At 47.5% G+C, this 24186-nt stretch carries 24 protein-coding genes and 1 pseudogene; 13 read left to right on the top strand and 12 right to left on the bottom strand.

Annotated features, from left to right (window positions below; all coding sequences use genetic code 11):
* Positions 1-99: 99 nt before the first annotated feature.
* From M654_RS07500 to M654_RS07475, 7 genes and pseudogenes are all read left to right on the top strand, one after another.
* The gene (locus M654_RS07500; protein ID WP_026586301.1) at positions 100-1629 is read left to right on the top strand and encodes an FAD-dependent oxidoreductase; all 1530 of its coding nucleotides are present in this window, start codon (positions 100-102) and stop codon (positions 1627-1629) included.
* A 93-nt stretch (positions 1630-1722) separates the two neighbouring features.
* Positions 1723-2256: pseudogene (locus M654_RS24325) on the top strand (protoglobin family protein); the annotation flags it as partial.
* A 252-nt stretch (positions 2257-2508) separates the two neighbouring features.
* Positions 2509-3015 carry a methyl-accepting chemotaxis protein gene (locus M654_RS24320; RefSeq protein WP_409446677.1) on the top strand — a complete coding sequence of 169 codons (507 nt, stop codon included), beginning with the start codon at positions 2509-2511 and terminating at the stop codon, positions 3013-3015.
* 143 nt (positions 3016-3158) lie between these two features.
* On the top strand, positions 3159-3704 hold the full coding sequence (locus tag M654_RS07490) for a biotin transporter BioY (protein ID WP_026586299.1): 546 nt from the start codon (positions 3159-3161) through the stop codon (positions 3702-3704).
* Between the two features lie 17 nt (positions 3705-3721).
* Positions 3722-5158 (top strand): AMP-binding protein, encoded by a 1437-nt coding sequence (locus M654_RS07485; protein WP_026586298.1) that lies wholly within the window; start codon positions 3722-3724, stop codon positions 5156-5158.
* Entirely contained in the window at positions 5155-6258 is a 1104-nt protein-coding gene (locus M654_RS07480) for an acetyl-CoA C-acyltransferase (RefSeq protein WP_026586297.1), read from the top strand. The genes M654_RS07485 and M654_RS07480 overlap by 4 nt, the downstream gene beginning before the upstream one ends.
* Before the next feature lie 77 nt (positions 6259-6335).
* Positions 6336-6908: a histidine phosphatase family protein gene (locus M654_RS07475; protein WP_026586296.1), complete on the top strand. Its 573-nt coding sequence runs from the start codon at positions 6336-6338 to the stop codon at positions 6906-6908.
* Between the two features lie 43 nt (positions 6909-6951).
* On the opposite strand, the gene M654_RS07470 is transcribed toward M654_RS07475, so the two are convergent.
* The 4 genes from M654_RS07470 to M654_RS07455 all read right to left on the bottom strand — a co-directional run bounded on the left by M654_RS07470 (position 6952) and on the right by M654_RS07455 (position 11041).
* The gene (locus tag M654_RS07470; RefSeq protein WP_026586295.1) at positions 6952-7974 is read right to left on the bottom strand and encodes a FecCD family ABC transporter permease; all 1023 of its coding nucleotides are present in this window, start codon (positions 7972-7974) and stop codon (positions 6952-6954) included.
* Positions 7971-8969, bottom strand: a complete 999-nt coding sequence (locus tag M654_RS07465) for an iron ABC transporter permease (protein ID WP_236251250.1) — start codon at positions 8967-8969, stop codon at positions 7971-7973. Before M654_RS07465 ends, M654_RS07470 begins: the two co-directional genes overlap by 4 nt.
* 79 nt (positions 8970-9048) lie before the next feature.
* On the bottom strand, positions 9049-10023 hold the full coding sequence (locus tag M654_RS07460) for an ABC transporter substrate-binding protein (RefSeq protein WP_026586293.1): 975 nt from the start codon (positions 10021-10023) through the stop codon (positions 9049-9051).
* Positions 10024-10102: 79 nt separating this feature from the next.
* The gene (locus M654_RS07455) at positions 10103-11041 is read right to left on the bottom strand and encodes an EamA family transporter (protein ID WP_026586292.1); all 939 of its coding nucleotides are present in this window, start codon (positions 11039-11041) and stop codon (positions 10103-10105) included.
* Positions 11042-11427: 386 nt separating this feature from the next.
* On the opposite strand from M654_RS07455, the gene M654_RS07450 reads away from it, so the two are divergent.
* A complete protein-coding gene (locus tag M654_RS07450; RefSeq protein ID WP_026586291.1) occupies positions 11428-12567 on the top strand; it encodes a S8 family peptidase in 1140 nt (379 codons plus the stop codon).
* 61 nt (positions 12568-12628) lie between these two features.
* On the opposite strand, the gene M654_RS07445 is transcribed toward M654_RS07450, so the two are convergent.
* The 4 genes from M654_RS07445 to M654_RS07430 all read right to left on the bottom strand — a co-directional run bounded on the left by M654_RS07445 (position 12629) and on the right by M654_RS07430 (position 15540).
* Positions 12629-13882 carry a M48 family metallopeptidase gene (locus M654_RS07445; RefSeq protein WP_026586290.1) on the bottom strand — a complete coding sequence of 418 codons (1254 nt, stop codon included), beginning with the start codon at positions 13880-13882 and terminating at the stop codon, positions 12629-12631.
* A 71-nt stretch (positions 13883-13953) separates the two neighbouring features.
* Positions 13954-14268: an AzlD domain-containing protein gene (locus M654_RS07440; protein WP_026586289.1), complete on the bottom strand. Its 315-nt coding sequence runs from the start codon at positions 14266-14268 to the stop codon at positions 13954-13956.
* Complete coding sequence (locus tag M654_RS07435) at positions 14261-14977, bottom strand: AzlC family ABC transporter permease (protein ID WP_026586288.1); 717 nt, start codon at positions 14975-14977, stop codon at positions 14261-14263. Before M654_RS07435 ends, M654_RS07440 begins: the two co-directional genes overlap by 8 nt.
* Before the next feature lie 11 nt (positions 14978-14988).
* Positions 14989-15540, bottom strand: a complete 552-nt coding sequence (locus M654_RS07430; protein WP_026586287.1) for a helix-turn-helix domain-containing protein — start codon at positions 15538-15540, stop codon at positions 14989-14991.
* Positions 15541-15646: 106 nt separating this feature from the next.
* On the opposite strand from M654_RS07430, the gene M654_RS07425 reads away from it, so the two are divergent.
* Positions 15647-16162 carry a YhfM domain-containing protein gene (locus tag M654_RS07425; RefSeq protein ID WP_236251214.1) on the top strand — a complete coding sequence of 172 codons (516 nt, stop codon included), beginning with the start codon at positions 15647-15649 and terminating at the stop codon, positions 16160-16162.
* Here the strand turns inward: M654_RS07425 and M654_RS07420 are convergent.
* From M654_RS07420 to M654_RS07410, 3 genes are all read right to left on the bottom strand, one after another.
* Positions 16083-17624 (bottom strand): fatty acid--CoA ligase family protein, encoded by a 1542-nt coding sequence (locus tag M654_RS07420; RefSeq protein ID WP_026586286.1) that lies wholly within the window; start codon positions 17622-17624, stop codon positions 16083-16085. The genes M654_RS07425 and M654_RS07420 overlap by 80 nt on opposite strands.
* A 168-nt stretch (positions 17625-17792) precedes the next feature.
* Entirely contained in the window at positions 17793-18782 is a 990-nt protein-coding gene (lplJ, locus tag M654_RS07415; protein WP_026586285.1) for a lipoate--protein ligase, read from the bottom strand.
* Positions 18766-19533 carry an MBL fold metallo-hydrolase gene (locus M654_RS07410; RefSeq protein WP_026586284.1) on the bottom strand — a complete coding sequence of 256 codons (768 nt, stop codon included), beginning with the start codon at positions 19531-19533 and terminating at the stop codon, positions 18766-18768. The genes lplJ and M654_RS07410 overlap by 17 nt, the downstream gene beginning before the upstream one ends.
* 158 nt (positions 19534-19691) lie before the next feature.
* Here M654_RS07410 and yhfH point away from each other — a divergent pair, with 158 nt between their 5' ends.
* The 3 genes from yhfH (at position 19692) to M654_RS07395 (ending at position 21777) form a co-directional block, all read left to right on the top strand.
* Positions 19692-19826 (top strand): protein YhfH, encoded by a 135-nt coding sequence (gene yhfH, locus M654_RS07405; RefSeq protein ID WP_077737102.1) that lies wholly within the window; start codon positions 19692-19694, stop codon positions 19824-19826.
* Between the two features lie 311 nt (positions 19827-20137).
* On the top strand, positions 20138-21424 hold the full coding sequence (locus tag M654_RS07400; protein WP_026586283.1) for a glutamate/proton symporter GltT: 1287 nt from the start codon (positions 20138-20140) through the stop codon (positions 21422-21424).
* A gap of 149 nt (positions 21425-21573) precedes the next feature.
* Complete coding sequence (locus M654_RS07395) at positions 21574-21777, top strand: hypothetical protein (RefSeq protein WP_035427978.1); 204 nt, start codon at positions 21574-21576, stop codon at positions 21775-21777.
* Between the two features lie 227 nt (positions 21778-22004).
* Here M654_RS07395 and M654_RS07390 read toward each other — a convergent pair whose 3' ends face one another.
* Positions 22005-23045 carry a M42 family metallopeptidase gene (locus M654_RS07390; RefSeq protein ID WP_026586281.1) on the bottom strand — a complete coding sequence of 347 codons (1041 nt, stop codon included), beginning with the start codon at positions 23043-23045 and terminating at the stop codon, positions 22005-22007.
* Positions 23046-23149: 104 nt separating this feature from the next.
* Here M654_RS07390 and M654_RS07385 point away from each other — a divergent pair, with 104 nt between their 5' ends.
* On the top strand, positions 23150-24145 hold the full coding sequence (locus tag M654_RS07385) for a ketoacyl-ACP synthase III (protein WP_026586280.1): 996 nt from the start codon (positions 23150-23152) through the stop codon (positions 24143-24145).
* The last annotated feature ends 41 nt before the right edge of the window (positions 24146-24186 follow it).

The raw sequence follows: 24186 nt of genomic DNA, 5'->3' as shown, positions 1-24186 counted from the left end.
TTTTATGAACTATATCATGTTTTATCCAATTCATTTTCATGCATGAATGTTTTGTAATTGGAAAATTTAAGAACAACTTAAATTTTGGAGGGACCCCTTGTGAATCAAGAAAAACTGCCGGACTCACCCGAATCGTTTTGGAGAGACAGCACAGTGTTTCCCGAATTTCCGTGCCTCTCAGAAGATGTGAAAACAGATGTCGCAATCATCGGGGGCGGGATGACCGGAATCACAACGGCTTATATGCTGACAAAAAAAGGGTATAGCGTCGTTTTGATTGATGCAGACCGCATATTGAATGGAACGACGGGACATACGACGGCGAAAATCACCGCCCAGCACGACCTGATTTATGATGAGCTGATCAACCATATCGGAATGCCGAATGCCAGGGTCTATTATGAAGCAAATCTCCAGGCGCTTTCATACATTAAAAACCTTGTGCTTGAGCAGAACATCCCCTGTGATTTTGAAGAACAAGACGCCTGCATTTATACGACGGAAGAGCAATCGGCAGAAAAAATCAAAAAAGAGTATGAGGCTTACAAAAAGCTCGGAATCGACCGCGATTTCATCAAAGACCTTCCCGTCGCCATCGATATTAAGGCCGGTCTTGTCATGAAAAATCAAGCCCAGTTTCATCCGCTTTATTACTTAAAACATCTTGTCGAGAACATCCAGCAAGCCGGGGGAAAAATTTTTGAAAACACGGCCGCCAAGGAAATCAAAGAAGGCGACCGCCCAAAAGTGCTGACCAGAAGCGGACAGCAGATCTTCAGCGACTTTGTCGTGTGCTGCACGCATTTTCCGTTTCATGATAAAAAAGGCTTCTATTTTGCAAGGCTTGAGCCGAGCCGCTCCTACGTCCTGGCTGTCAAACCTAAACAACCGTACCCGGGCGGCATGTATTTAAGCATTGACCAGCCTTCCCGCTCCCTGCGTTCGGTTGTGATCGGCGGCGAGAAAATGGTTCTCGTCGGCGGCGAAAGCCATAAAACCGGCCAGGGAAAAGACACAATCGAACATTATCAGGCATTGGAATCATTTGCAGAAGGTGTTCTCGGCATCGAAGACATCCCCTACCGCTGGTCGACACAGGATTTAATCAGCCTTGATAAAATCCCTTATATCGGGCCGATTTATCCGAAGGAAAAGCGGATTCTTGTCGCAACAGGATTTAAGAAGTGGGGCATGACGTCAAGCACGCTCGCCGCGCAAATCATGACCGACCATATCACAAACGAAAGCAATCCTTATCAGGAGGTCTTTACACCTGCCCGTTTTCATCCTGATCCGGGCATAAAAAAAGCGATGTCCTACAACGCGGATGTCGCAAAGCATTTTGTTGAAGGAAAGCTCGAACAGCCGATCCGGAAGCCGGAAGACCTCGCCCCCGGAGAAGGAGCGGTCGTGGCGATCGGCGGCAAGCGGGCCGGCGCCTATCGCGATGACGACGGACAGCTTCATACGGTCGATACGACCTGCACCCACATGGGCTGCGAGGTCGAATGGAATGACGGGGAACGGACATGGGACTGCCCGTGCCACGGGTCAAGGTTTTCCATCAGCGGCGATGTCATTGAAGGACCGGCTGTTCTGCCGTTAAAGCCCTCTGAAAGCGATACCTAAGCTTAAAAAACGGAAAAAAAGCCGATAAGAAAATAAAGCGGGATATTTTCAAAAAACCGGTAATTTCATTGCCGTTTACAGGGGGATACGATTGTGTTATTCAAAAAGGACAGAAAAACGGAAGGATCATTATTTGCTGGTACAAGCGATGATCAAACGAGTCGCATCAGGCTTAAACAGCACGCGGAATTTAAAAAACAGCTGGCCATGGTTAATTTAACAGATGAAGACCTTTGGGTGCTGAGCAAGCTGAAACCCTTGATTTCAGAACATATAGAGACGATCGTCAGCCGGTTCTATCAAAACCTTGAACATGAAAGCTCGCTGATGGAGATCATTCATGAAAACAGCTCTGTCGACCGCTTAAAAAAGACATTATCCATTCATATACAGGAAATGTTTTCAGGCGTGATTGACGAGGCATTTTTAGAAAAAAGAATTCGGATCGCACATGTTCATTTGAAGATCGGTCTTTTGCCAAAGTGGTATTTGGCCGCTTTCCAAGACATTCTTTTATCACTGCTCAAGATATTTGAAAACGGCTTAAACAATGAAGACTATCAACGGGCCGTCACGGCGGCGACAAAGATTCTCAACATTGAACAGCAGATCGTTCTGGAAGCCTTTGAAGATGAGCACGCGAGACTCCGCGCACAGGAAGAAAACAGAAAAACCGAACTTCACAAGCAAATCAAAGAGACCTCAGGCTCATTAGCCGCCTTATTTGCAGAAACGACAGGCGCGGTGCAGGAACTGGTCGATAAATCAGCAGAAATCGTCGAGACGTCCAGAGCGGGTACGAAGACGGCCGTATCTGTGGAGGAAAAATCGATCGGCGGCAAAAAAGAGCTCGAGGAGCAGGAACAGCAGCTGAATCAAATGGGGAGCAGCATGACCCAAATTGAGTGTGAAATCAAAAAACTGGAAGAAATCGCCCGGCAAATCGAAAAGATTTTTGGGATTGTGACAGGCATCGCCGAACAAACGAATTTGCTGTCTCTCAACGCCTCGATCGAATCGGCGAGAGCCGGGGAGCATGGCAAAGGATTCGCGGTTGTCGCAAACGAAGTCAGAAAGCTTTCCGACGACACGAAAAAAACGGTCTCAACCGTCTCCGAGCTCGTCAATAATACAAACGCCCAAATCGGCATCGTGACCAAACACATTACAGATGTGAATCAGCTTGTTAATGAAAGCAAGAATAAAATGTCAGAGATCAATCACTTGTTCGACGATATTGTCAGCAGTATGAAAACTAGCAAAAACCATAGCGGGCAAATCGAAGGCGATTTGCAGGCCTTTTTAAGCGGACTAGAGGAAGTCAATGGAGCCGTATCCCAAGTCGCTTCTTCAGTTGACGCTCTCGTTGAACTGACAAAAAAATAACCCTTCACACTACACAGGTCATGACATGATCTGTGTTTTTTCCGCCCCTTTATGTAAACCTATATAAAATTATAGTTGACATTACAAAAGTCTCAATGATAATTTGATTCTATTCATATATTTGAAAGGAATCGAAGTCTACTATGCATGTAAAAGATATGGTTTTCATTTCACTTAGCACGGCGATTATGGCGGTTCTCGGTTTTCTTCCCCCGGTCGTGCTGCCGTTTACACCCGTCCCGATCACAATGCAGACGATCGGTGTCATGCTTAGCGGCGGCATCAACAAACCGAAAAACGCTGGGCTCAGTCTCATCGTCTTTTTGCTGCTTGTTGCAAGCGGTATGCCGATTCTTGCGGGAGGCCGGGGCGGAATCGGTGTCTTTACAAGTCCGAGCGCAGGCTTCCTGCTGGCCTATCCCGCCGCAGCTTTCTTCATCGCTTTAGCCGTCGGGAGGCTGTCTGTTCTGCATTTCAGACACCTTTTTTTGATTCACCTTTTATTTGGCATTCTCTTTATCTATGCAGTTGGTGTACCTGTTCAGGCCTTTCTGATGAACATTTCTCTTCAAAAAGCGCTGACGTTCTGCCTGGTCTATGTTCCCGGTGATCTGTTAAAGTCGGCCATTGCGGCTTATCTCGTGCTAAAATTAAGAAAAGCGATGCAGATCAAGAGACAAGGAATATAGTTTGGAGGAATTTCACCATGCCGATCACCGAAACCTATCAACGCCACGCACAGCAGCACCCTGAAAAAACGGCCATCCAGACCGGAACGGAATCAATCCAATACAAAGACTGGCATCGGCTCGTCTGCCGGACGGCCGCCTGGCTGAACAGCCAAAAACGGACAAATAAAAGGATCGCGTTCATGCTGCCGAACGGCCTTCCTTTTTTGCAGCTGTTCGCCGGGGCTGCAGCAGCCGGCTGGACGGCCGTTCCCTTTGATCCGAGGTGGAGCCGCGCCGAGTGCATCGAAAGGCTGTTACTTTGCAAGCCCGACCTTTTCATCACAGAGCGGCCCTTTCCTGAATATGAAGATGCTCTTGCTTTGGAAGAATGCCTCGCGGACATCAGGAAGAGACCGGTTGCTGATGAACCAGACATCGATGATGAAGAACCCTTTTACATCGGGTTCACATCAGGTTCAACAGGCGCGCCGAAAGCATTCATCAGATCTCAACGTTCCTGGATTGAGAGCTTCCGCATCAGCAGCAGAGACTTTCAATTATCCGCTGAAGACAGGGCTGTCATTCCAGGTCCGCTCTTTTTTTCTCACTTTTTATATGGCGCAATGAACACATTATTTCTTGGGGGAACAGTCGACCTTTTGCACAAATTTTCAACGCACCGGCTCGAAAAAACGATCGACAGCCTGCCTGTCACAGCGTTATATACAGTGCCGACAATGACGGAAGCGATGTTGTCGGAAAACAGGCGGATCGAAAGACCCCTTAAAATTATTTCTTCCGGCGCCAATTGGAGCCAACACGCCAAAAACGCGTTCCAAAAAGCCTATCCTAATCTTTTGTTATATGATTTCTACGGGACATCAGAATTAAGCTTCGTCTCCGTTTCCGCTCCCCGCGATTTTCAGGTGAAGCCCGCTTCAGTCGGACGCCCCTTTCAAAACGTTGACGTCTCCATCCGCCGGAACTCAGGGGATATTGCCGATACCGGCGAGGTCGGCAAAATCTATGTGAAAAGCCCGATGGTGTTTTCAGGCTATTTGCAGGAACAAGCCGGCTTCCCCCGCCCTGACGAAAGCGGGTGGATGACGGTCGGTGACATGGGCTGGATGGATGATGACGGATACTTGTACATCTCCGGAAGAGAGAACAGCATGATCGTCTACGGAGGCATTAATATTTTCCCTGAAGAGATCGAAGCTGTCCTCACCTCGCATCCTGAGGTCGAAGAAGCGGCGGTCGTCGGTATCGCCGATGATTATTGGGGAGAAAAAGCGGCAGCCGTCATTAAGGGCGGAGCCTCCGTCAAAGAGCTGAAAGCGTTATGCAGACGCAGGCTCGCCCCCTACAAAATCCCGAGAAGCTGGCATGTTGTCGAAGAGCTTCCGCATACTGCCGGAGGAAAAATCGCCCGCAGCCTCGTGAGAAAACAGCTGAAGGAGCTGATCAAATGAGAGCGGTCATCACAGCCGCCAAACGAACGGTCATCGCAAGACAAAACGGCTCTTTGAAAACAGCAGAGCCGCACGAATTGGCCGCCGCCCTCATTCAATATTTAGAGAAACCGCTGAACGGCCATTTAAATGAAGTCATTCTCGGAAATGTCGTCGGACCCGGAGGCAATATTGCCCGTTTAGCGGCGCTTTCCGCCGGACTTCCCGCTTCTGTAACCGGAATGACGATCGACCGCCAATGCAGCGCAGGTCTTGAAGCGATCCGCACCGCCTGCTGTTTCGTCCAGGCCGGGGCAGGAAGCTGCTACATCGCCGGAGGAACGGAAAGTGCGAGCCTCTCCCCTTTTCCGCAAAGAGCGCGCTTTTCTCCAGATGAATGGGGGGATCCGGATATGGGCGAAGCGGCAGAAATGACGGCGCAAGCTTATTACATCACCCGCCAAATGCAGGACGATTATACACTGTTAAGCTATCAAAGAAGCATAAGGGCGTTTGAAAACGGTTATTATGAAGATGAAATCCTGCCGTTTCAAGATTTGACGGCTGATGAAAGTATGCTCAGCAAGCGGCAGATCGAAAAAATCGTCCAAAGGGCTCAGCCGGCTTTTAAAAAGCAAGGCACCGTGACAGCCGCCAACAGTTGCGGAATTCACGACGGCGCAAGCGCCGTCGTCGTCATGGACGAACAAAAAGCAATAGCGCTCGGCTTAAAGCCCGTTCTGCGATTCGTCGACAGTGAAGTCAGCGGCGTCAATCCAAATTTCCCGCAAATCTCGCCCGTGCCCGCGATTCAAAAACTGTTACGGAGAAGAGGTCTGTCCGTTCAAGATATCGATCTGTTTGAAATCAATGAAGCATTCGCCGTCAAAATCGCGGCGTGCGCCCAAGAACTTGGAATCGGCTATCATAAACTGAATGTCAGGGGAGGCGCCTTGGCACTCGGTCATCCCTACGGCGCTTCTGGGGCCATTTTGGTGACCCGTTTATTTCATGAGACGAAGAGAAGACCTGATCTGAAGTATGTCATCGCAGCGATCGGCAGCGGGGGCGGCATCGGAACAGCCGTGTTGTTCGAAACCGTATCCGGTCATCATGCGTGAGTTCTCGTTTTGACATTAGTATAATGACCTTATCACCAAAAAACGTGCACTCGTGCTCGAAAGGAGATTTTTGCAAAATGACTGCGATTTGTTTAATCCGGCACGGAGAAACCGACTGGAATGCTTTTGGAAAACTGCAGGGACGAACAGATATCCCTTTAAATGAAACCGGAAAAAGACAGGCGAAAGAAACCGGAGAATTTTTAAAAGATACAGACTGGGACGTCATCATTACAAGTCCTTTAAAAAGAGCTCGGGAAACAGCGGACATCATCAATCAATATTTAGGGCTTGATATTGTGGAAATGGAGGATTTCATCGAAAGAAATTACGGAGATGCCGAGGGAATGCCATTTGAAGAAAGAATGAGGCTCTATCCTGATAAAAACTATCCGAATCAAGAATCGAAAGAAGCATTGGCTGAACGCCTGATGGCCGGTGTTCAAAAGGTCAATGAACAATATCCCGATCAAAAGGTGCTCATCGTCGCGCACGGAGCAGCGATCCATACGCTGTTGTCCAAGATTTCAAACGGAGACATCAATCTTGAAAACACGAAGCTTGTCAACGCCTGTCTGAGCAATATCAGCTTTCAGGACAACAAATGGCATGTCAACGACTATAATCTGCGCGATCATTTGTCAGTATGATATGAATAACGGACGGCCCGAATGGATGCCGTCCGTTGTCGTTTTACTTCCTGCCCCGTTTTGCCTCACGGCGCAGCAAATAGATAAAATAAGGCCCGCCGACAACTGCGGCGATCAAGCCCGCCGGAATTTCCAGCGGCGGGATCAGCCCCCTTCCGACAGCATCGGCCGCAAGCAGGATGATCCCCCCGATCAAGCCGGAAGCAGGAAGCAAAATCCGCGATTCATGGCCCGCCAGCTTTCTTCCGATATGCGGTGCCATCAAGCCGATAAAACCGATCGTCCCCACGGCCGTCACAGCCGCCGCTGTCAGCGTGACGGCTGCGGCGAGCAAAAGCCCCCTTGTTCTTTCAAGGGAAATGCCGAGGCTTGCGGCTACCCCGTCCCCGGATTTCATAATATCAAGCGGTTTTGCCGCCAGCCAAACGGGCGGAATCAAAAGACAGCACCAAATGAAAAGAGCCAGCACATGATCCCAGCTTCTCCCCCATAAACTGCCGTTCAGCCATATTAATGCACTGCTCACATTCGGACTGGATCTTGAAATCAACAGCTGAATCCCCGAATGGCAAAAAGCGTTGACAGCGATGCCGACCAATGCCAGCCTTACCGGGGCGATTCCGTTTCGGTAAGCCAATACATAAACGAGAACGGCGGCCAGGATGCTGCCAAGGAAAGCGGCGCCTGTCAAAAAAAGCGGTGTTTGCTGGGCAAACAGCACGGTGACGATCACCGCGCCGAGCCCCGCTCCCCCGGTAATGCCAAGCGTGTCTGATGCTGCGAGCGGGTTTCTCAGCAGCGACTGAACGATCGCTCCGGCAATGGCTAAAGCGGCGCCTGCCAGGACGGCCAGGATGATTCTCGGCATTCTGAATTCCATTACCATAAACCGAACGCCGGGATCGCCTTGCCCAACCAATGCTTTAAGCACGGCGAAAAGCGGGATGTTCTCATCGCCGATCGCCAAATTCAACACAGTGAGCACAACCAGACAAATCAAAAGGAAGAGCAGGACCGCCGCCGGTTTCCCCCGGTGTTTTTTTGTGTGGTCTGTCCTTTTGTTCATGAAGCCGCCCCCTTTTTTCTTCTTCGCGCCAAATAGATGAAAAAGGGCGTTCCGATCAATGCCGTGACAACGCCGACCGGTGTTTGGTACGGATAATAAACAAAGCGTGACGCGATATCAGCCAGCTGAAGCAGGATGGCTCCTAATACGGCTGAATACGGAATCACAGCGCGGTAGTCGGCGCCCGCGACATACCGGATCATATGAGGAACCATCAAACCGATGAAACCGATCGGACCGGCTGCTGCTACAGAAGCACCGGCTAACGCGACAACGGTGACGGCAATGAGCACCCGGACCACCCAGACTTTTTGTCCCAAGCCTTGGGAAATGTCGTCACCGAGACTGAGAACGGAAGCCGCTCTTCCCAGGGCCGCCGCAATCAATAAACCGATGATGCTGACCGGAAGCAACAAATGCAGCTTTTCCCACGAACTTCCGGCCAGAGAGCCGGAAAGCCAAAATAAGATGGTTTCCGTCGATTCTTCATTGAAAATCAGCATCATCTGTGTCAGTGAAGCAAGGATCGCCTGAATGACAACGCCGATTAAAGCAAAACTGATATCCTTGTCATGCTCGCTGAAAACCGATGCGGTCACATAAACGATCATGGCGGCAAAAGCGCCCCCCGTAAATGCGGCGCCCATCGTCATTTGAGGAGCCGCGGCTGCCGGCAGCATCACCGTAAGAAAGACAACAGCCGCGGAAGCGCCCGCATTTATGCCGAAAATCCCCGGCGATGCCAGCGGATTTCTTGTCACCGCCTGCATGAGCGCACCGGCTGCGCCCAGATTCGCTCCGATCAATGCCCCTTCCAGAGCGCGCGGTATACGAATCGTCTGAATGACTGCGTGCAGCTTCGAACCGTCACCTGAAAAAATGGCCGCCCAAATATCGGAAAGCGCGATATTTGTTGAACCGATCGAAATCGAAAGCGTAAAGCTCGCAAGCAAAAGAATGAAAAATAAGAGCGGAACGAACCGGTTCACCTTCATCAAAGCAGCTCACCTCCCAAAGAAAAAACAAGCGCATGCTTTTTTGACAAAAAGCATGCGTTGAATAGATAAGCCGGCATCAGGATTTCTTTTGAACAGCCGGAAGAATATGTTGATCAATTTCGTCAATCACGGCATTCGCCCCGTCTATGCTGCGGCGAAGCGACCATGCGAATCTGTCAACCTCATACACATTGCCGGTTTTGACGGCATTGAGCTTTTTCCAGAGCGGATCTTTTTCAATCGGCCTTTTTCCATCTTGATCGACTTGATCCTTTTCTCCTGTCATCAGGATCATGACATCAGGATCTTTTTCCAGAAGCTGTTCAAGCGTCATTTTAATATTGACGGACTCACCGTTGTCAGCATCGCTTTTTTGGCTGTCTCCCACACCGTATGTGTAGCCGATTTTTGCTAAAAGCTGAGAGGTGAAGAAGTTTTCGTCACGGACGGTGACAGCCTCATTTGTATTCCCGATTAAGAGGATGCTTTGCTTTTGACCAGCAAATTTCTTTTGCAGCTGATCTAGTTTTTCTTGATGTTCGGTCAGTTTTTTCTCCATTTCGTCTTCTTTGCCGACCGCTTTTGCGATCGTCTTTGAGACGTCAAGTGTATCCTCGTAATCAGCGTTTAAATTTTTCAAAGCGATCGTCGGCGCGATTTTTGACAGTTTATCGTAAACACCGCTGTGTCTGCTTGAATCGGCAATGATTAAATCGGGCTTTAACGCGGCAATTTTTTCAAAACTTGGCTGGGCGCGTGTCCCTACCGATGTGTAGCCTTTGATTTCTTCCCTGACTTTTTCATTGATAAATTTCGGTTTTCCGTCATCTGCGACACCGACAGGCTTGATTCCGACGTCAACGAGCGCATCGATGAAGCCAAGCTCAAGGACAACGACCTTTTTCGGATGCTTCGGCACCTTTGTTTCGCCAAGGTCATGTTTGACTGTCACAGTATCCTGTGCGGACGTTTTTCCGCTTTCGCCTGCCCCCGAGCAGGCCGCTAAGACTGAAATAAGCAGACATAGAATGACAAAAGATTTAAGCTTCATATGTATCTCCTTTTTTCTTAATAGACGAAACTATTATAGCAACAGCAGAAACAAATGACAACGATAATCATTATCATTATTAAAAAGGAGATTCGAAATCTGTGATGTCCGTTTTTGTTTTGCCTTCTCTGCTTAAAGAAAGCCAGATGACCGTCATGATGATCATGATCGTGCCCGCTCCTTGAACCGCATTGAACGGAACATCCAGCCAAACCGCCGATGACAGAACAGCCGCAAGCGGTTCGGCACAGCTCAGGCAGCTCGTTTCCTTCGGCGATAGATAAGAAAGGCTGCCAATATAGAGGGCAAATGCAAGGGCAGTGCCGCATAAAACGACAAACAAAACAGCCATCCCCTCCCCGATGCCGATTGCAGACGGATCAAACTGAAACGGGGGGAACACGACGGAAATGCCGAGACCTCCGATCAGCATCCCCCACCCCGTGACCGTCAGTGCACCGAACGCTTGAATTAAAGCTCCGGCATAAACCGTATAAAAGGCAAGCGCTGCGCCTGACAGCACACCCCAGATGACCGATGGCAGCGGCACATACAGGCTGTCGGGCCTGCCTCCGGTCAACAGCAAAAACACGCCCGCCAGCGCAGCAAACGCGAGCATTACATCTTTCAGCTTAGGTGAAGCCTCTTTTTTGATATAGATGTAAATCAGCACAAAAAAAGGCGCTAAATACTGAAGAACGGCAGCGGCCGCCGCATTTCCCCCTTCTATCGAAGAAAAGAATGTATATTGGACGGCGAGCATCCCAAAGATTGAAAAGATGAGAATCGAGGAGGCCGACGATTTTTTCTTCCAAATCCGAAAGACATGCGAGCTTGAGTTTTTCACAGCAACATATAATAAAAGAATCACGCCTGATGCGAGAAGCCTCACCGAAACGAGAGCCCCGGCACCTACTGCTCCCTGCTCAAATAAATACTGGGCCGCACTGCCCGACAATCCCCACAATGTCGCGCCGGCAAGGACCATCATGATTCCTTTGAAATGCTTTGCTTTCATATCATCCACTCTCTCCCATATGCGATATATTGCATATTCTAATGCAAGAAACATTGATCTGCAACCCCCCCCCCTCTAAAAAATATTATGTTATGAAATGATCGATTGGTATTTTCATAAAATGAAGTAACGGTCGGAGCTATTGGCGCCGTTGAAGGGCGGGACGTCTTTCACACGTAGAAACGGCGGGAACTATATACTGAAGGTATTGGTTATTTTTCTAAAACAGTCATTTATGACCAAAAAATGGTTATATATTTTCGGGAAATTTGGTCCTACCCGACAATTCATTTTTTTTCTATAATAAATTAACAGAATAATTCGAATAGAATATATTATCCATCTATTTCAATTATTCTGAATAAAAAAGAGGAGAGTGAGTAACGATGAGAAAAAGAAGTCTATGGCTTAGTGTGCTGACGGCCCTTCTGCTCATTTTTTCAATGGCTTTCAGCGGGTCGGCTTCTGCTGCCCAGCCGGCGAAAAATGTAGAAAAGGACTATATTGTCGGATTTAAGTCAAGAGCAAAAACAGCAGCCGTCAAAAAAGATATCATCAAAGAAAGCGGCGGAAAAGTGGACAAGCAGTTTAAAATCATCAACGCCGCAAAAGCATCGCTTGATCAAAAAGCGCTGAAGAAAGTGAAAAACGACCCGAGCGTCGCTTATGTCGAAGAGGACCATGTCGCACATGCACTGGCACAAACCGTCCCTTACGGCATTCCGCTCATCAAAGCTGATAAAGTGCAGGCTCAAGGCTTTAAGGGAGCCAATGTCAAAGTCGGTGTCATTGATACCGGAATCCAATCCTCTCATTCAGATTTAAATGTTTCCGGCGGAGCGAGCTTTGTATCCGGTGATTCCAATCCTTTTATTGACGGAAATGGACACGGTACACATGTTGCCGGTACAGTAGCAGCGCTCGATAATTCAATCGGCGTTTTAGGCGTGGCACCAAATGTGTCCCTCTACGCCATTAAAGTGTTGAATTCAAGCGGAAGCGGAACTTACAGCGCGATCGTAAGCGGAATCGAGTGGGCGACGTCAAATGGAATGGATGTCATCAACATGAGCCTTGGCGGATCATCGGGTTCAACCGCCTTGAAACAGGCTGTTGACAATGCGTATGCAAGAGGAGTTGTCGTTGTGGCAGCAGCGGGAAACAGCGGATCATCAGGAAGCAGCAATACAATCGGCTATCCTGCCAAATATGATTCGGTTATCGCTGTCGGTGCAGTGGACTCTAACAGCAACAGAGCTTCTTACTCAAGCGTCGGCTCAGAGCTTGAAGTCATGGCTCCAGGCTCAGGCGTGTACAGCACATATCCTTCCAACACTTATGCGACATTGAACGGCACTTCAATGGCGTCACCTCATGTTGCAGGAGCAGCAGCTTTGATCTTGTCAAAATACCCAACGCTTTCAGCTTCACAAGTCCGCAACCGTCTCTCCAGTACGGCGACTTATTTGGGAAGCTCCTTCTACTACGGCAATGGGCTGATCAATGTCGAAGCTGCCGCCCAATAACATATTTTAGCAAAACCTCGATAGAAAAAGCTAGTGTTTTATCACATTAGCTTTTTCTTCGTTATTTGGAGCCCTGTTCAACGTTTTGAATCCGCTCCATGATGGTCGGGTGACCGTATTTAAAAATTTTGACGAGAAACGGCGGATTCGCTTCACTCAATCCCGCCTTTGACAGCTCTTGGAAAGTGGAAACAGCAGCCTTTTTGTTTTTCGTCAATTCAATCGCATACTGGTCGGCGGCTTTTTCCTGATGTCTTGATACCGCATTTGTAAAAGGGGAAGAAGCGAATGAAACGACGCCGATCAAGAGCAGCAAAAGCGGGAGCGCTGCAAGGTCCGCTTTGCTTTTGATGTTGAACCTTCTTCCATGGCGGCGGATGATCCATTTATATATTTTGTCGATCACAAACAAGCCGGCGAGGGACAAAAGCAAATAACCGCCGAGGCCGATGTAGACATGCTTCATGACATAGTGCCCCATTTCATGCGCCATGATGAATAAAATTTCAGGCTCGTCAAGCTTGTTCAGCGTCGTATCCCATAAAACGATCCTTTTATTAGCACCGATCCCTGTCACATAGGCGTTTAACGCATTCGTTTTTTCAGACATGTTGACTTCATACACGTGGTTCGCGGGTATGTCGGCCTGATCGGCAAGCTTCAAAATGTGGTGTTCCAGCTCTTTATTTTTCAGCGGGTAAAAGTCGTTATATAAAGGATCGATCACAACAGGCTGAAGAAAAAACAAAAACAGTGTAACCGGGACAGTCAAACACCATGCATAAAACCACCACCGTTTTTCATGCTTTTTGATCAGCCAGAAAAACACCAGCACCGCTCCGAGCGTCAAAGGAAAGCTGATCCAAAAATCGATCACCTGATCCTTGATCCAGCTCGCAGTCGTCTGGGTTGAAATGCCGTAGTCAAGCGAGTATTGGTAGCTGATCCAGTCAAGCGGCAAAGAAGCGAGCGCAACGATCAGAAACAGGCAAAAAACATAAGCCGCAATCTGAATAAACCTGCGCCTTGACGTCTGCTCCGCCCAATCCTTCATTTTCTTGGATAAGCCGGCTGTCAAAAGAATAAAAAACAAAAACCATTCAAACGGAATCCGGAAAAAAAACAGAAAATCTTTGATTTTCGAATACTCTTCCGACAGGATAAGCTCCCGTTGATTCATAAATGTCGCCGGATCGGCACTTGTCCCTTTCAGCGCCTCGGGAACGGAAGACTCGCCGGTCATAAAGAGGTACCAGTAGAAAAAAAGGCCGTACAGTACATATAAGAGACCGGCGCCTGCGATCCATTTCCCCATCAACAATCACTTCCTCTCACTAAACGGTTACTCCTATTGTAAGCTTTTTAGCAAAAAGTTAGAACCAAGCCTTACAATGAGAGGAACAATCCCGTTCCGGCAAGCGTCAAAATCGTACCTGTGACGACAATGATGACGCTCGCTCCCAAATAGGCGAATAAAAAAGCGATGAGAGCGCCGGCAAGTCCGTAAAGCATGCCGCTTTGGACAAAAAAAACGCCCGGAAAAATCAATGCGCCGAGCACCGCATACGGCACGTTCTTGAGGACGCGCTCTAAAAATCCGGGAAGCTTCAGATTTTCAAGTGCGACTAAAGGGATCATCCGCGGCACATATGTAACAAGAGCCATCCCGAGAATCATCCAGATGATGTGATGACTAGACATATTTTCTCTTCCCCTCTGTTCTCATTTGATCAAGCCATTCAATCAGAACGGCCGATAAAAGCGTAGCACATACAATCGACCAGCCCGAGGACAATAAGCCGTTCAACTGGATAGCGGTGTTGAGCACCCCTGCCGAACCGGCCAAAAAAAGCACTTTTCTCTGTTTTTTTAATGCGGGCACAAGAAGCCCGATGAACATCGCATAAAGGGCAATGCTCATGCTCTCCTGCAATACTGCCGGCATGGCCGCGCCAAGTGCATGGCCGGCGGCACTCCAAACAACCCAGCTTACATAGCCGATCGAACCAAGCCCCATCATGTATGACGTCGTCAGTCTTTCATTTCTTAAAGCAGCGACTGTAAACGATTCGTCCGTCACCGCAAAAAAGGCGTAGAACGCTTTTTTCCAGGATGAATCCTTTTCCACGAGCTGGTTTAAAGAAGCGGAGAATAAAAAGTGCCTAATGTTGACAATAAAAGTCGTCATGATAATTTCAATGATTCCGGTTTGAACGGCGAGCATGCTCAGTGACATGTACTGGGACGCCCCGCCGAAAACAAGCGCGCTCATTAAAAACGTCTCGAAAATCGACAAGCCCGTTGTTTTTGCCAAAAGCCCGAATGTCAGGGCAACCGGAATGTAGCCGACTGCAAGCGAAACCCCTGATCGCAGTCCGTCCATAAATGTGAGTGAACGCTTTGTTCCCATCTTGACACCTCTTACGGATAATAAATTAATGTATAGCATGATGCGGTCTGTTCCGTATGGTTCTGATAGCTGTGGACAGTATTGGCGGTAAAATTCATGGCATCGCCTTCATGTAATTCACAGCTGTAGCCTCCCGCATCCACGGCGACCGTCCCTTTGGAGACGAGCACATATTCTTCGATTCCTCCGTGATGAGGCTCAGACTCATGCATGCAGCCCGGCAGCAGTTCAATGTAAAAGATTTCGAATTTCTTTTTTTGATCGAACGGAAAATGCGGGTAAGCCGCATATTTGTCTTCACCGGCCATCACAGGCGTTTTCTCGAGCCTGCGAACGATTGTCGGTTCCCCGGCCGGTTTTTCGGCCAACGACGTAAAAGAAACTTGCAGGCCGTTGGCGATTTTCCACAGCGTGGTGATCGTCGGGCTTGAAGCGCCTTTTTCGATTTGCGCGAGCATTCCTTTGCTGACACCGGTTAGATTTGATAATTGATCAAGGCTGTAGTTGCGGATTTTTCGAAGCCTTTTGATATTTTCGGCAACCTGCTGTTCGATGGAATTCATCTTTCATCTCCTTATAATAAATTGAACATTTGTATAATTTAATGAACATTATAGCATAATTTTTCAGGATGAAAAGATATGTGCGCGGAAAAACTTGAGACATGAGGTGATCATTCTGAAAAAAATAATGGGCATCGTGCTTTTTTTCGGTATTTTATCACTTAGTGTTTTTTATATATTCAGCCTGATGGCAGATCCTTTTGATGCAAGAAATGCCGAAGAAATCACGCTCGTGCCGGCAGAAAAAAACGGAAAAACGATCAGGATTGAAGAAAGGCGAGAAATAAATGAGATGCTGGATGTGTTCAACAAAGGGAAAAGAATGAAGAAAACCACGGCTCATGAACTGTCCGCCCCGGATTACCGCGGCGATATCAAAATGAACGATACCCACAGGGTGCGTTTCACGGTCTGGCTGAAGGAAGATGAAGCTGTGATTTTGAAGAACGAAGATGCAACTTACTTTCACCTCAATAGGAAAGACAAAGCCGTTCTCATCAAAAGATTGCAAAAAGGGACGCAGGCTCGCGTCCCTTTTTCTGCTAAGATTGCTTTGTCAGCATGTCCTTTAAAGCGCGCCTTAAAATTTTCCCCGTCGAATTTTTCGGAATTTCTTCCATGAAAACGATTGCTGACGGCCGTTTGTATTTGGCAAGATGCTTCTTGCAATGTAAAAAAACCTCATCTTCTGTCAGCGTCTTCGTTCTAGGAACGACATAGCATTGCACGGCTTCCCCTGTATTCGGGTCAGGAACGCCGATGACCACCGCTTCCGCAACTTCCGGATGCCGGTAAAGCACTTCTTCGACTTCCCGCGGATAAACATTGTAGCCGCCGACGATAATCATGTCTTTTTTTCGGTCGACAATATAGAAATAGCCGTCCTCATCCCGTTTAGCCAAATCTCCCGTATACAGCCAACCGTCTTTAATCGTATGCGCCGTTTCTTCCGGCATTTTGTAGTAGCCTTTCATGACGTTCGGCCCCTTGACGATCAGTTCGCCGACCTGGCCTGGTGGAAGCTCCTCTCCCAGCTCATTGACCACCTTGTTTCTCACATTCAGAATGTTGGTGCCGATCGAGCCGGGTTTGCGGCCTGTGCTGAACGGATTAAAACATGTTACAGGCGATGCTTCAGAGAGCCCGTAGCCTTCCAAAACGAGGACGTTGAACTTCTCCTCAAAGCTTTTCAAAAGGGCTACAGGCATGGCCGCACCTCCGGAAATGCAAAGCCTGACAGAGGCAAACCCGTTCCCATCGGCCTCCTCATACTGATACAGATAGTTGTACATCGTCGGAACACCGGAGAATATTGTTGCCTGATGCTTCTTGACTAGTTTAAAAACAGCCGCCGGACTGAACTTCGGTACGATTAAAATCGCGGCGCCGTTCATCAGCGGCGCATTCATGCAGACCGTCAAACAGAACACGTGGAACATCGGCAGAGCGGCGACGACAAGATCGGCTTCATTCATCGTCAAGTATTGCGCCGTATCATTCGCATTTGAAAACAGATTTTGATGGGACAGCATCGCGCCCTTCGGTTTCCCCGTCGTTCCAGACGTATAGAGAATCGCGGCTGTATCTTCACTTTGGATGTCAGGAAAAGACTTTTCGGATGGCTTCATCATATTTGCAAACGATTTCAATTTCATGCGGACTTCTATGTTGGCCGATTCTTGAAGAGGCTCTCCCGTTTCACACAGTACGACATGCTCGACCTTTTGGAGGGATTCGTGCATCTTTTCATACAATGGAAGAAGCTGCCCTGCAGCCACAATCACTTTTGCATCACCATTGGTGAGCATATAGCCGATTTCCGTCGGCGTATAGGCCGGATTAATCGGAATGACAACGGCTCCGGCTTTCAGCGCTCCATAAAATGAAATCACAAAGTGCGGTGTATTGCCGAGAAGCAGTGCGACATGATCTCCTTTTTCAACCCCTATTTCCTGCAAACCCCCTGCGAAACAATCGATCTTTTGCTGCAATCCTCCGTAGGTTTCCGTCTGTTCCCCAAAAATATAAGCGGTTCGGTCAGGCTTTGACCGGGCTGTTTCCCCTAGCTTTGAAACTAAATTCATTCTCCCACCCCTTAAAAATGAATGAATAACCATTCATTTTGTGATAATCAAAATCTATTCCCATTATAGTAAATGACGAGAAAACACTCAAGAGCCGAAGGGAAATATCTTCCATAACTCCTGTGTTTAAAAGAAGGAAGCATGCCCAAGGGTATGGGCGCGCTCCCTCTAGTATACGAGATCGAAAAATTCTTCTTTTTGAATGTTTCCGAAGTAATGTTGAATATCAACACCCTGCAGGGCTTCTTCAATCGCTTTTCTTTCATATTGAATGCCTGTCAGCTTGTCTTCGATTTCTCCGACATCGCCGACACCGAAAAAGTCGCCGTAAATGTTGCATTCATGGATAACGCCTTTGTGCACTTCAAGGCGGATGTCAATCGATCCGGCTGTAAAACGCTTTGAATGCTGGAGGTTGAACTTCGGCGATTTTCCGTAGTTCCAATCCCAGTTTTGATAGCGTTCTTTTGAGATTTGCTGAATGATTTCCCAATCTTTTTCCGTCAACTTGTACTCCGGAATTTCATCCTCCGTATCGAAAATGTAGCGAAGCAGGAGGCTCCTGAATTCCTCTGTCGTCATCTTCTGCTCGAGAAACTCGCTGATGTTGGCCACGCGGCTTCTAATCGATTTAATGCCCTTTGATTCGATTTTATCTTTCTTTACCTTCAATGCGGAGACAACGTTCTCTATTTCTGAATCAAATAAAAGCGTGCCATGGCTGAACATTCTGCCTTTCGTTGAAAATTGCGCATTGCCGGAAATTTTCCGGCCGTTTGCCATCAGATCGTTCCGCCCGCTCAGCTCAGCGTCGACGCCAAGGCGCTTTAAGGCTGCGACAACGGGCTCGGTGAACTTTTTGAAGTTATGAAAGCTGTTGCCGTCATCCTTCGTAATAAAGCTGAAGTTCAAGTTTCCGAGATCATGGTAGACGGCTCCGCCGCCTGAAAGTCTGCGGACAACGATGATCCCGTTTTCATCGACATACTTCGTATTGATTTCCTCGATTGTATTTTGATTTTTGCCGATGATGATCGACGGCTGATTGATATAAAACAGCAGATAAGTCTCTTCCGGATCAAGATGCTTTAAGCAATATTCCTCAATGGCCAGATTGATCCGCGGATCTGTGATATGTTGATTATCGATAAACAGCATGTTTTCCTTCCTCCTTCTCATCTCCCCACACATAGCCGGTGTGTGCCAGATCAACGCCGCCCTTGTATACGGTTTTGGCCTCTTCCACAAGCATCCGATGCTCACCGAAATGCGGAAGGTGTGTCAACAAAAGATGCCCCGCTCCGGCTTCCGCTGCGATCCGGCCCGCTTCAAGGCTGTTCATATGCCCGGCTGATGCGCCATCCTGTCCGGCATAAAAATTGCACTCGCTGATGACGAGATCCGCCCCTTCGCTAAAAGGAATGAACGCTTCCTGAAAGCTCGAATCCGCGGTATAAACGACCGAGTGGACACCGTCGGTAATCCGCATCGCAAAACAGTCGACAGGATGGACCGTTTTCAAAAATGTGAATGTAAACGGACCGATTGTCAAGGGCTGATCGGGATCATATGACAAGCCCGCAGTATGCGTTTTATATGTAAGCCTTGAAAACTGTTCTTCATCAAAAGGATGTCCGTAAATCGGAAGCGCATTCTCCCCTTTTCCAAGGAATGAACCGACGAGTTTGGCAAATTGCAATGGCCCGATGTCTGCAATATGGTCGTGGTGATAATGGGATAACACAACGGCATCAAGCTTTTCAACAGGCAAAAACTGCTGCAGCTTCGATAACACCGCGCTGCCGCAATCGATTAAGACCGAACGATTCCCTGATTGAAGCAAATAACCTGAAGTCGCTTCATTTGCGGCCGGAAACCCTCCATAGCACCCGATAACAGTGATCTTCATCCTGCTTACACCTCATTGTTTATGAGTTTAGTCCCCCTATTCAATATACCCATTTTTCTTAAAAATTGCATGTTTTATGTTTTGTCATAAAACAGACATTGATTTTTCGCACACTGTTATAATACAATGTAATCAACAAACGAATTGGAGGAATTGAAATGCTGGGCAAAATCACAGAATTTTTCAGAAATTTACCTTCAAAAAAATGTTCCAAATGCGGCAATGAAATTGATGAGCAGCACGAATGCTACGGAAATACGTGTTCTAAATGTCTCAATTTAAAAGATTTATAAATGCTAAGACATACACTTCGGCGGACAATTGCTCCCCGGGGTGTTTTTTTGTCACAAAGTTAGTCATAAAGTGAGAGATTTTTGTCAAAATTCATTATCTTAATAACATTTTACTATCTGTGTTGGGAAAATAGGCTCCGCTTTCGGAGCCTGTTTGATTTTGAGCTGTGTAAATGATCTCATATCTGAATTTTCGATATATTCAGATGTTATTTTTTTAATGGACGAGCTGCTTTTTCTTTCGCTATACTTAATTTACGATCTCGAATTTAATATTTTAGTATAATTACATACTTGTTGGGAGGGCATCTATGAAAAGAATGAAAATCGGCTTAGCCACGCAAATATTCCTCGGGCTGATTTTAGGTGTGGCAGTGGGAGCTATTTGGTTTGGAAACCCCGCTGTAGCAACATATCTTCAGCCTGTCGGTGACTTATTTTTAAGACTCATCAAGATGATCGTGATTCCAATTGTCGTATCCAGCTTGATCGTTGGGGTTGCGGGAGCCGGAAGCGGCAAAAAAGTCGGCAGACTCGGCTTTCGGACGATTCTTTACTTTGAGATCATTACCACGTTTGCCATTGTTCTCGGACTGCTCTTGGCAAACGTTATTCAGCCAGGACACGGCATCAATTTTTCGGGTGCCGAAAAGACGGATATCAGCCAATACGTCCAAACGGAAAAAGAAGCGGGCACAAAATCGGTCGCAGACACTTTTTTACATATTGTACCGACAAACTTTTTCCAATCTCTCGCCGAAGGAGACATTCTGGCGATCATTTGCTTCACCGTCCTTTTCGCCCTTGGGGTTGCAGCAATAGGGGAAAAAGGAAAACCTGTGCTGTCTTTTTTTGAAGCAACTTCCCACGCTATGTTTCATGTCGTCAATATTGTCATGAAATTCGCACCGTTCGGCGTTTTTGCCTTAATTGGTGTGACGGTCTCCAAATTCGGTTTTTCGTCACTCATGTCGCTGGGAAAGCTCGTTTTACTGGTCTATTTCGCGCTGGCTTTCTTCCTGATTATCGTCTTCGGCATCGTCGCCAAACTGGCCGGCATCAGCATTTTTAAATTTTTGGCATACTTAAAAGACGAACTTCTCCTTGCCTACAGCACTTCAAGTTCTGAAACCGTCCTGCCCCGCGTGATGGAAAAAATGGAGAAAATCGGCTGTCCGAAAGGCATCGTTTCCTTCGTCATACCGATCGGCTATACATTCAACCTGGATGGTTCTGTCCTGTATCAGGCGATCGCCGCCTTGTTCTTGGCGCAGGCGTATGGGATTGATCTGTCCATTGTCCAGCAGCTCACATTGATTCTCGTATTGATGGTCACATCAAAAGGGATGGCCGCGGTTCCCGGCACATCGTTTGTCGTTCTTCTGGCGACGCTTGGAACCTTCAACATCCCTGTAGAAGGTCTTGCCTTTATCGCCGGCGTCGACCGGATTATGGACATGGCGCGGACGGTTGTCAACCTAACCGGAAACGCCCTTGCGGCGGTTGTCATGTCTAAATGGGAAGGCGAATATGACGCCGTCAAAGGACATGCTGAATTGAATAAAACTGAACCCGCTGACATGAAAATGTCCAGCTGACGGCATGAAAAAACGTATGTATTCCCTTTATCGGAAAACATACGTTTTTTTTAAAAATATACGATTTAATCAAGAAACCTGTCCAATCAGCTTCCTTCTATTGACATACGATGTACTGTACTTCAAATAAGAACAGGAGGGAAGTTATCATGTATTACTATCATGATCACTGCAAGAAGGACTTTGACTACGATTACGACTATCATAAGAAAGACCACGACTGCAAGAAATACTACTACTATTATTATTACTACTACTATCCTTGCTATAAGAAATATTATGACTACGACTATAAGAAATTCGATTATGGCTATGACCACTGCAAAAAGAAAAAGCATTATGACTTCTGGTAAGTCATTCTATTAAGATTGCCGACAACCCTTCACATTCGTGATCGGTTTTTAAATCGGCGCTCACAAATCAGGAAGGCATGCCGGCTGCGTGCATGGATCCCCTGTGAAAGTCTGCTCCTCTGGCCGTTCTTCCTGAACTGTAATTGTTTAAAGGTCACGCCTGAAAAAAGATGACTTCCACAACTTTTCTCCCAAGGGATCGATCCTTGGGAGTTTTTTGCGAGAACTCAAACCATTTCCGACTGCACGTAGTGATACAAAAGGTTTGCCGTATGCTCCAGAGATGTCCGGTGCGTCCTTTCAAATGCGTGGGATGCGTCGATTCCCGGGCCGATCAGCCCGTGGACGATGTCATGGCCTGCTTTGATGGCAGCCGAAGCGTCCGATCCGTAGTACGGGTAAATATCAAGCTTATATTTGATCCCATGCTTCTCACAAATTTCGGTCAGGCGTTTTCTGAGACCGAAATGATACGGGCCGCTGGCATCCTTGACACAAATGGATACCGTATATTCATCCGTCGATTGTCCATCACCGATCGCCCCCATATCAACGGCCATGTATTCGACTGTTTCAGGCGGTATGTTCGAATTGCCGCCATAACCGATTTCTTCGTTGTTCGAAATCAAAAAGTGGGTTGTGTAAGGCAATATGATCTTTTTATTATGAATCGTTTTGATCAGCTGCAGCAAAAGAGCGACGCTTGCTTTATCATCCAAATGCCGCGATTTGATAAATCCGCTCCGCGTGATTTCAACCCGCGGATCAAAGGAAATAAAATCCCCTACATTAATGCCGAGCGCCCTGGTGTCTTTTTCATCCCGGACAGGCTCATCAATGCGGACCTCCATGTTTTTCTGGTTCCGTTCGGCTTTCCCGGCGTCTTTATATACATGAACAGATGTTTGATGCATTAAGATCGTGCCCGTGTATGTTTTTCCGGAAGCCGTTTCAATTCTGCAATATTCACCTTCGATCGAATTGTAATGAAAGCCGCCGATTAAGTCTATTTTCAGCCTTCCGTCTGACTTAATCTCTTTCACCATTGCGCCAAGTGTATCAACATGCGCCGTCAGCATCCGGTGGCGTGTCCTGTCGCGCCCGGGAATCGTCGCGATCAGCCCGCCTTTATGATTGAGCCTTGTTTCAATCCCTTCTTTCTTTAGCAGCTGGTCGATATAGTGTATGATCTCATATGTATTTCCGGTCGGGCTCGGAATCGAGACAAGCTCTTTGATAAGCTCCATTGTTTCCTCGACAGATGACATCTTCATTCCCCCTATCTTTGGATGTCTATAGTATACCTCATAATAACAAATTAGTACCAGATACTAATACTTGATGATATAATATAAATAAGGAGAGTGAGTTCATGAAAACTTTATCAAAAGCGCGAATCTCGGCCATTGGGAGCTATGTTCCCAAAAAGCGGCTGACAAACGAGGACTTGGAAAAAATCGTTGACACTTCTGATGAATGGATCACACAGCGGACGGGCATGAAAGAAAGACGGCTGGCTGACGAACAGGAATTCACATCAGACCTTTGCATTCAGGCGATAGAAAATTTACAAAACAGATATCACGGCACACTTGATGATGTCGATATGATCATCGTCTCCACAACAACGGCCGACTACGCGTTTCCGAGCACAGCCTGCCAAATTCAGAAGCATTTCGGATGGTCGGATACCGGTGCGGTCGATGTCAATGCAACATGTGCCGGGTTAACATACGGCCTGCACATGGCCAACGGGCTCATCACTTCGGGATTGCACCAGAAAGTCCTTGTGGTTGCCGGTGAGACATTATCAAAAGTGACCGATTATACAGACCGCTCATCATGCGTATTGTTTGGGGACGGGGCCGGCGCACTGCTTGTCGAGCATGATGAAACAGCTGCAGACTTCATCACATTTGTCCAAGGCACGAAAGGCGACGGCGCCCGGCACTTGTACAGGACCGGCTTGAGAAGTGATCTAAAAGGAGATCCGCTTGCAGGAGAAGGGAAAATGGTTCAAAACGGGCGTGAAGTATACAAATGGGCTGTCCGCACCGTACCAGAGGGCATTCATGCACTGCTCGAACAAGCGGAAATGTCTCTTGAAAACATCGATTGGTTCGTACCGCACAGCGCAAATTTGCGGATGATCGAATCGATCTGCGAAAAATCGGGAATCCCGATTGAAAAAGCGCTGACAAGTGTTGAATGGTTTGGCAATACGTCTTCCGCTTCGATTGTCCTTGCACTTGATGAAGCCGTGAAAAACGGAAAACTCAAAACTGGAGACACACTGCTCCTTTTCGGCTTTGGCGGAGGCTTTACATATACCGGACTGCTTGTGAAATGGGGTGTGCCTGTTTCCTAAAACAGGAGAAAGAGGATTGGCAGCTGAACAGTTTCCGGCAT

The sequence above is a fragment of the Bacillus sp. NSP9.1 genome (assembly GCF_000465465.2).
Classification (GTDB): Bacteria; Bacillota; Bacilli; order Bacillales; family Bacillaceae; genus Bacillus; species Bacillus sonorensis_A.
The sequence above is the reverse complement of the archived record's forward strand: the minus strand, read 5'-3'. Positions and strand labels throughout refer to the sequence as shown.

What these genes read in the sequence shown, in the direction of transcription:
- yhfH (WP_077737102.1), top strand. Translation starts at nt 19,692, where the DNA reads ATGCTGGGCAAAATCACAGAATTTTTCAGAAATTTACCTTCAAAAAAA.
- lplJ (WP_026586285.1), bottom strand. Translation starts at nt 18,782, where the DNA reads ATGCTGTTTATCGATAATCAACATATCACAGATCCGCGGATCAATCTG.
- M654_RS07445 (WP_026586290.1), bottom strand. Translation starts at nt 13,882, where the DNA reads ATGGGGAAATGGATCGCAGGCGCCGGTCTCTTATATGTACTGTACGGC.
- M654_RS07390 (WP_026586281.1), bottom strand. Translation starts at nt 23,045, where the DNA reads ATGTCATCTGTCGAGGAAACAATGGAGCTTATCAAAGAGCTTGTCTCG.
- M654_RS07420 (WP_026586286.1), bottom strand. Translation starts at nt 17,624, where the DNA reads ATGAATTTAGTTTCAAAGCTAGGGGAAACAGCCCGGTCAAAGCCTGAC.
- M654_RS07460 (WP_026586293.1), bottom strand. Translation starts at nt 10,023, where the DNA reads ATGAAGCTTAAATCTTTTGTCATTCTATGTCTGCTTATTTCAGTCTTA.
- M654_RS07400 (WP_026586283.1), top strand. Translation starts at nt 20,138, where the DNA reads ATGAAAAGAATGAAAATCGGCTTAGCCACGCAAATATTCCTCGGGCTG.
- M654_RS24320 (WP_409446677.1), top strand. Translation starts at nt 2,509, where the DNA reads ATGGGGAGCAGCATGACCCAAATTGAGTGTGAAATCAAAAAACTGGAA.
- M654_RS07455 (WP_026586292.1), bottom strand. Translation starts at nt 11,041, where the DNA reads ATGAAAGCAAAGCATTTCAAAGGAATCATGATGGTCCTTGCCGGCGCG.
- M654_RS07485 (WP_026586298.1), top strand. Translation starts at nt 3,722, where the DNA reads ATGCCGATCACCGAAACCTATCAACGCCACGCACAGCAGCACCCTGAA.
- M654_RS07395 (WP_035427978.1), top strand. Translation starts at nt 21,574, where the DNA reads ATGTATTACTATCATGATCACTGCAAGAAGGACTTTGACTACGATTAC.
- M654_RS07385 (WP_026586280.1), top strand. Translation starts at nt 23,150, where the DNA reads ATGAAAACTTTATCAAAAGCGCGAATCTCGGCCATTGGGAGCTATGTT.
- M654_RS07410 (WP_026586284.1), bottom strand. Translation starts at nt 19,533, where the DNA reads ATGAAGATCACTGTTATCGGGTGCTATGGAGGGTTTCCGGCCGCAAAT.
- M654_RS07465 (WP_236251250.1), bottom strand. Translation starts at nt 8,969, where the DNA reads ATGAAGGTGAACCGGTTCGTTCCGCTCTTATTTTTCATTCTTTTGCTT.
- M654_RS07480 (WP_026586297.1), top strand. Translation starts at nt 5,155, where the DNA reads ATGAGAGCGGTCATCACAGCCGCCAAACGAACGGTCATCGCAAGACAA.
- M654_RS07440 (WP_026586289.1), bottom strand. Translation starts at nt 14,268, where the DNA reads ATGTCTAGTCATCACATCATCTGGATGATTCTCGGGATGGCTCTTGTT.
- M654_RS07450 (WP_026586291.1), top strand. Translation starts at nt 11,428, where the DNA reads ATGAGAAAAAGAAGTCTATGGCTTAGTGTGCTGACGGCCCTTCTGCTC.
- M654_RS07430 (WP_026586287.1), bottom strand. Translation starts at nt 15,540, where the DNA reads ATGAATTCCATCGAACAGCAGGTTGCCGAAAATATCAAAAGGCTTCGA.
- M654_RS07470 (WP_026586295.1), bottom strand. Translation starts at nt 7,974, where the DNA reads ATGAACAAAAGGACAGACCACACAAAAAAACACCGGGGGAAACCGGCG.
- M654_RS07435 (WP_026586288.1), bottom strand. Translation starts at nt 14,977, where the DNA reads ATGGGAACAAAGCGTTCACTCACATTTATGGACGGACTGCGATCAGGG.
- M654_RS07490 (WP_026586299.1), top strand. Translation starts at nt 3,159, where the DNA reads ATGCATGTAAAAGATATGGTTTTCATTTCACTTAGCACGGCGATTATG.
- M654_RS07475 (WP_026586296.1), top strand. Translation starts at nt 6,336, where the DNA reads ATGACTGCGATTTGTTTAATCCGGCACGGAGAAACCGACTGGAATGCT.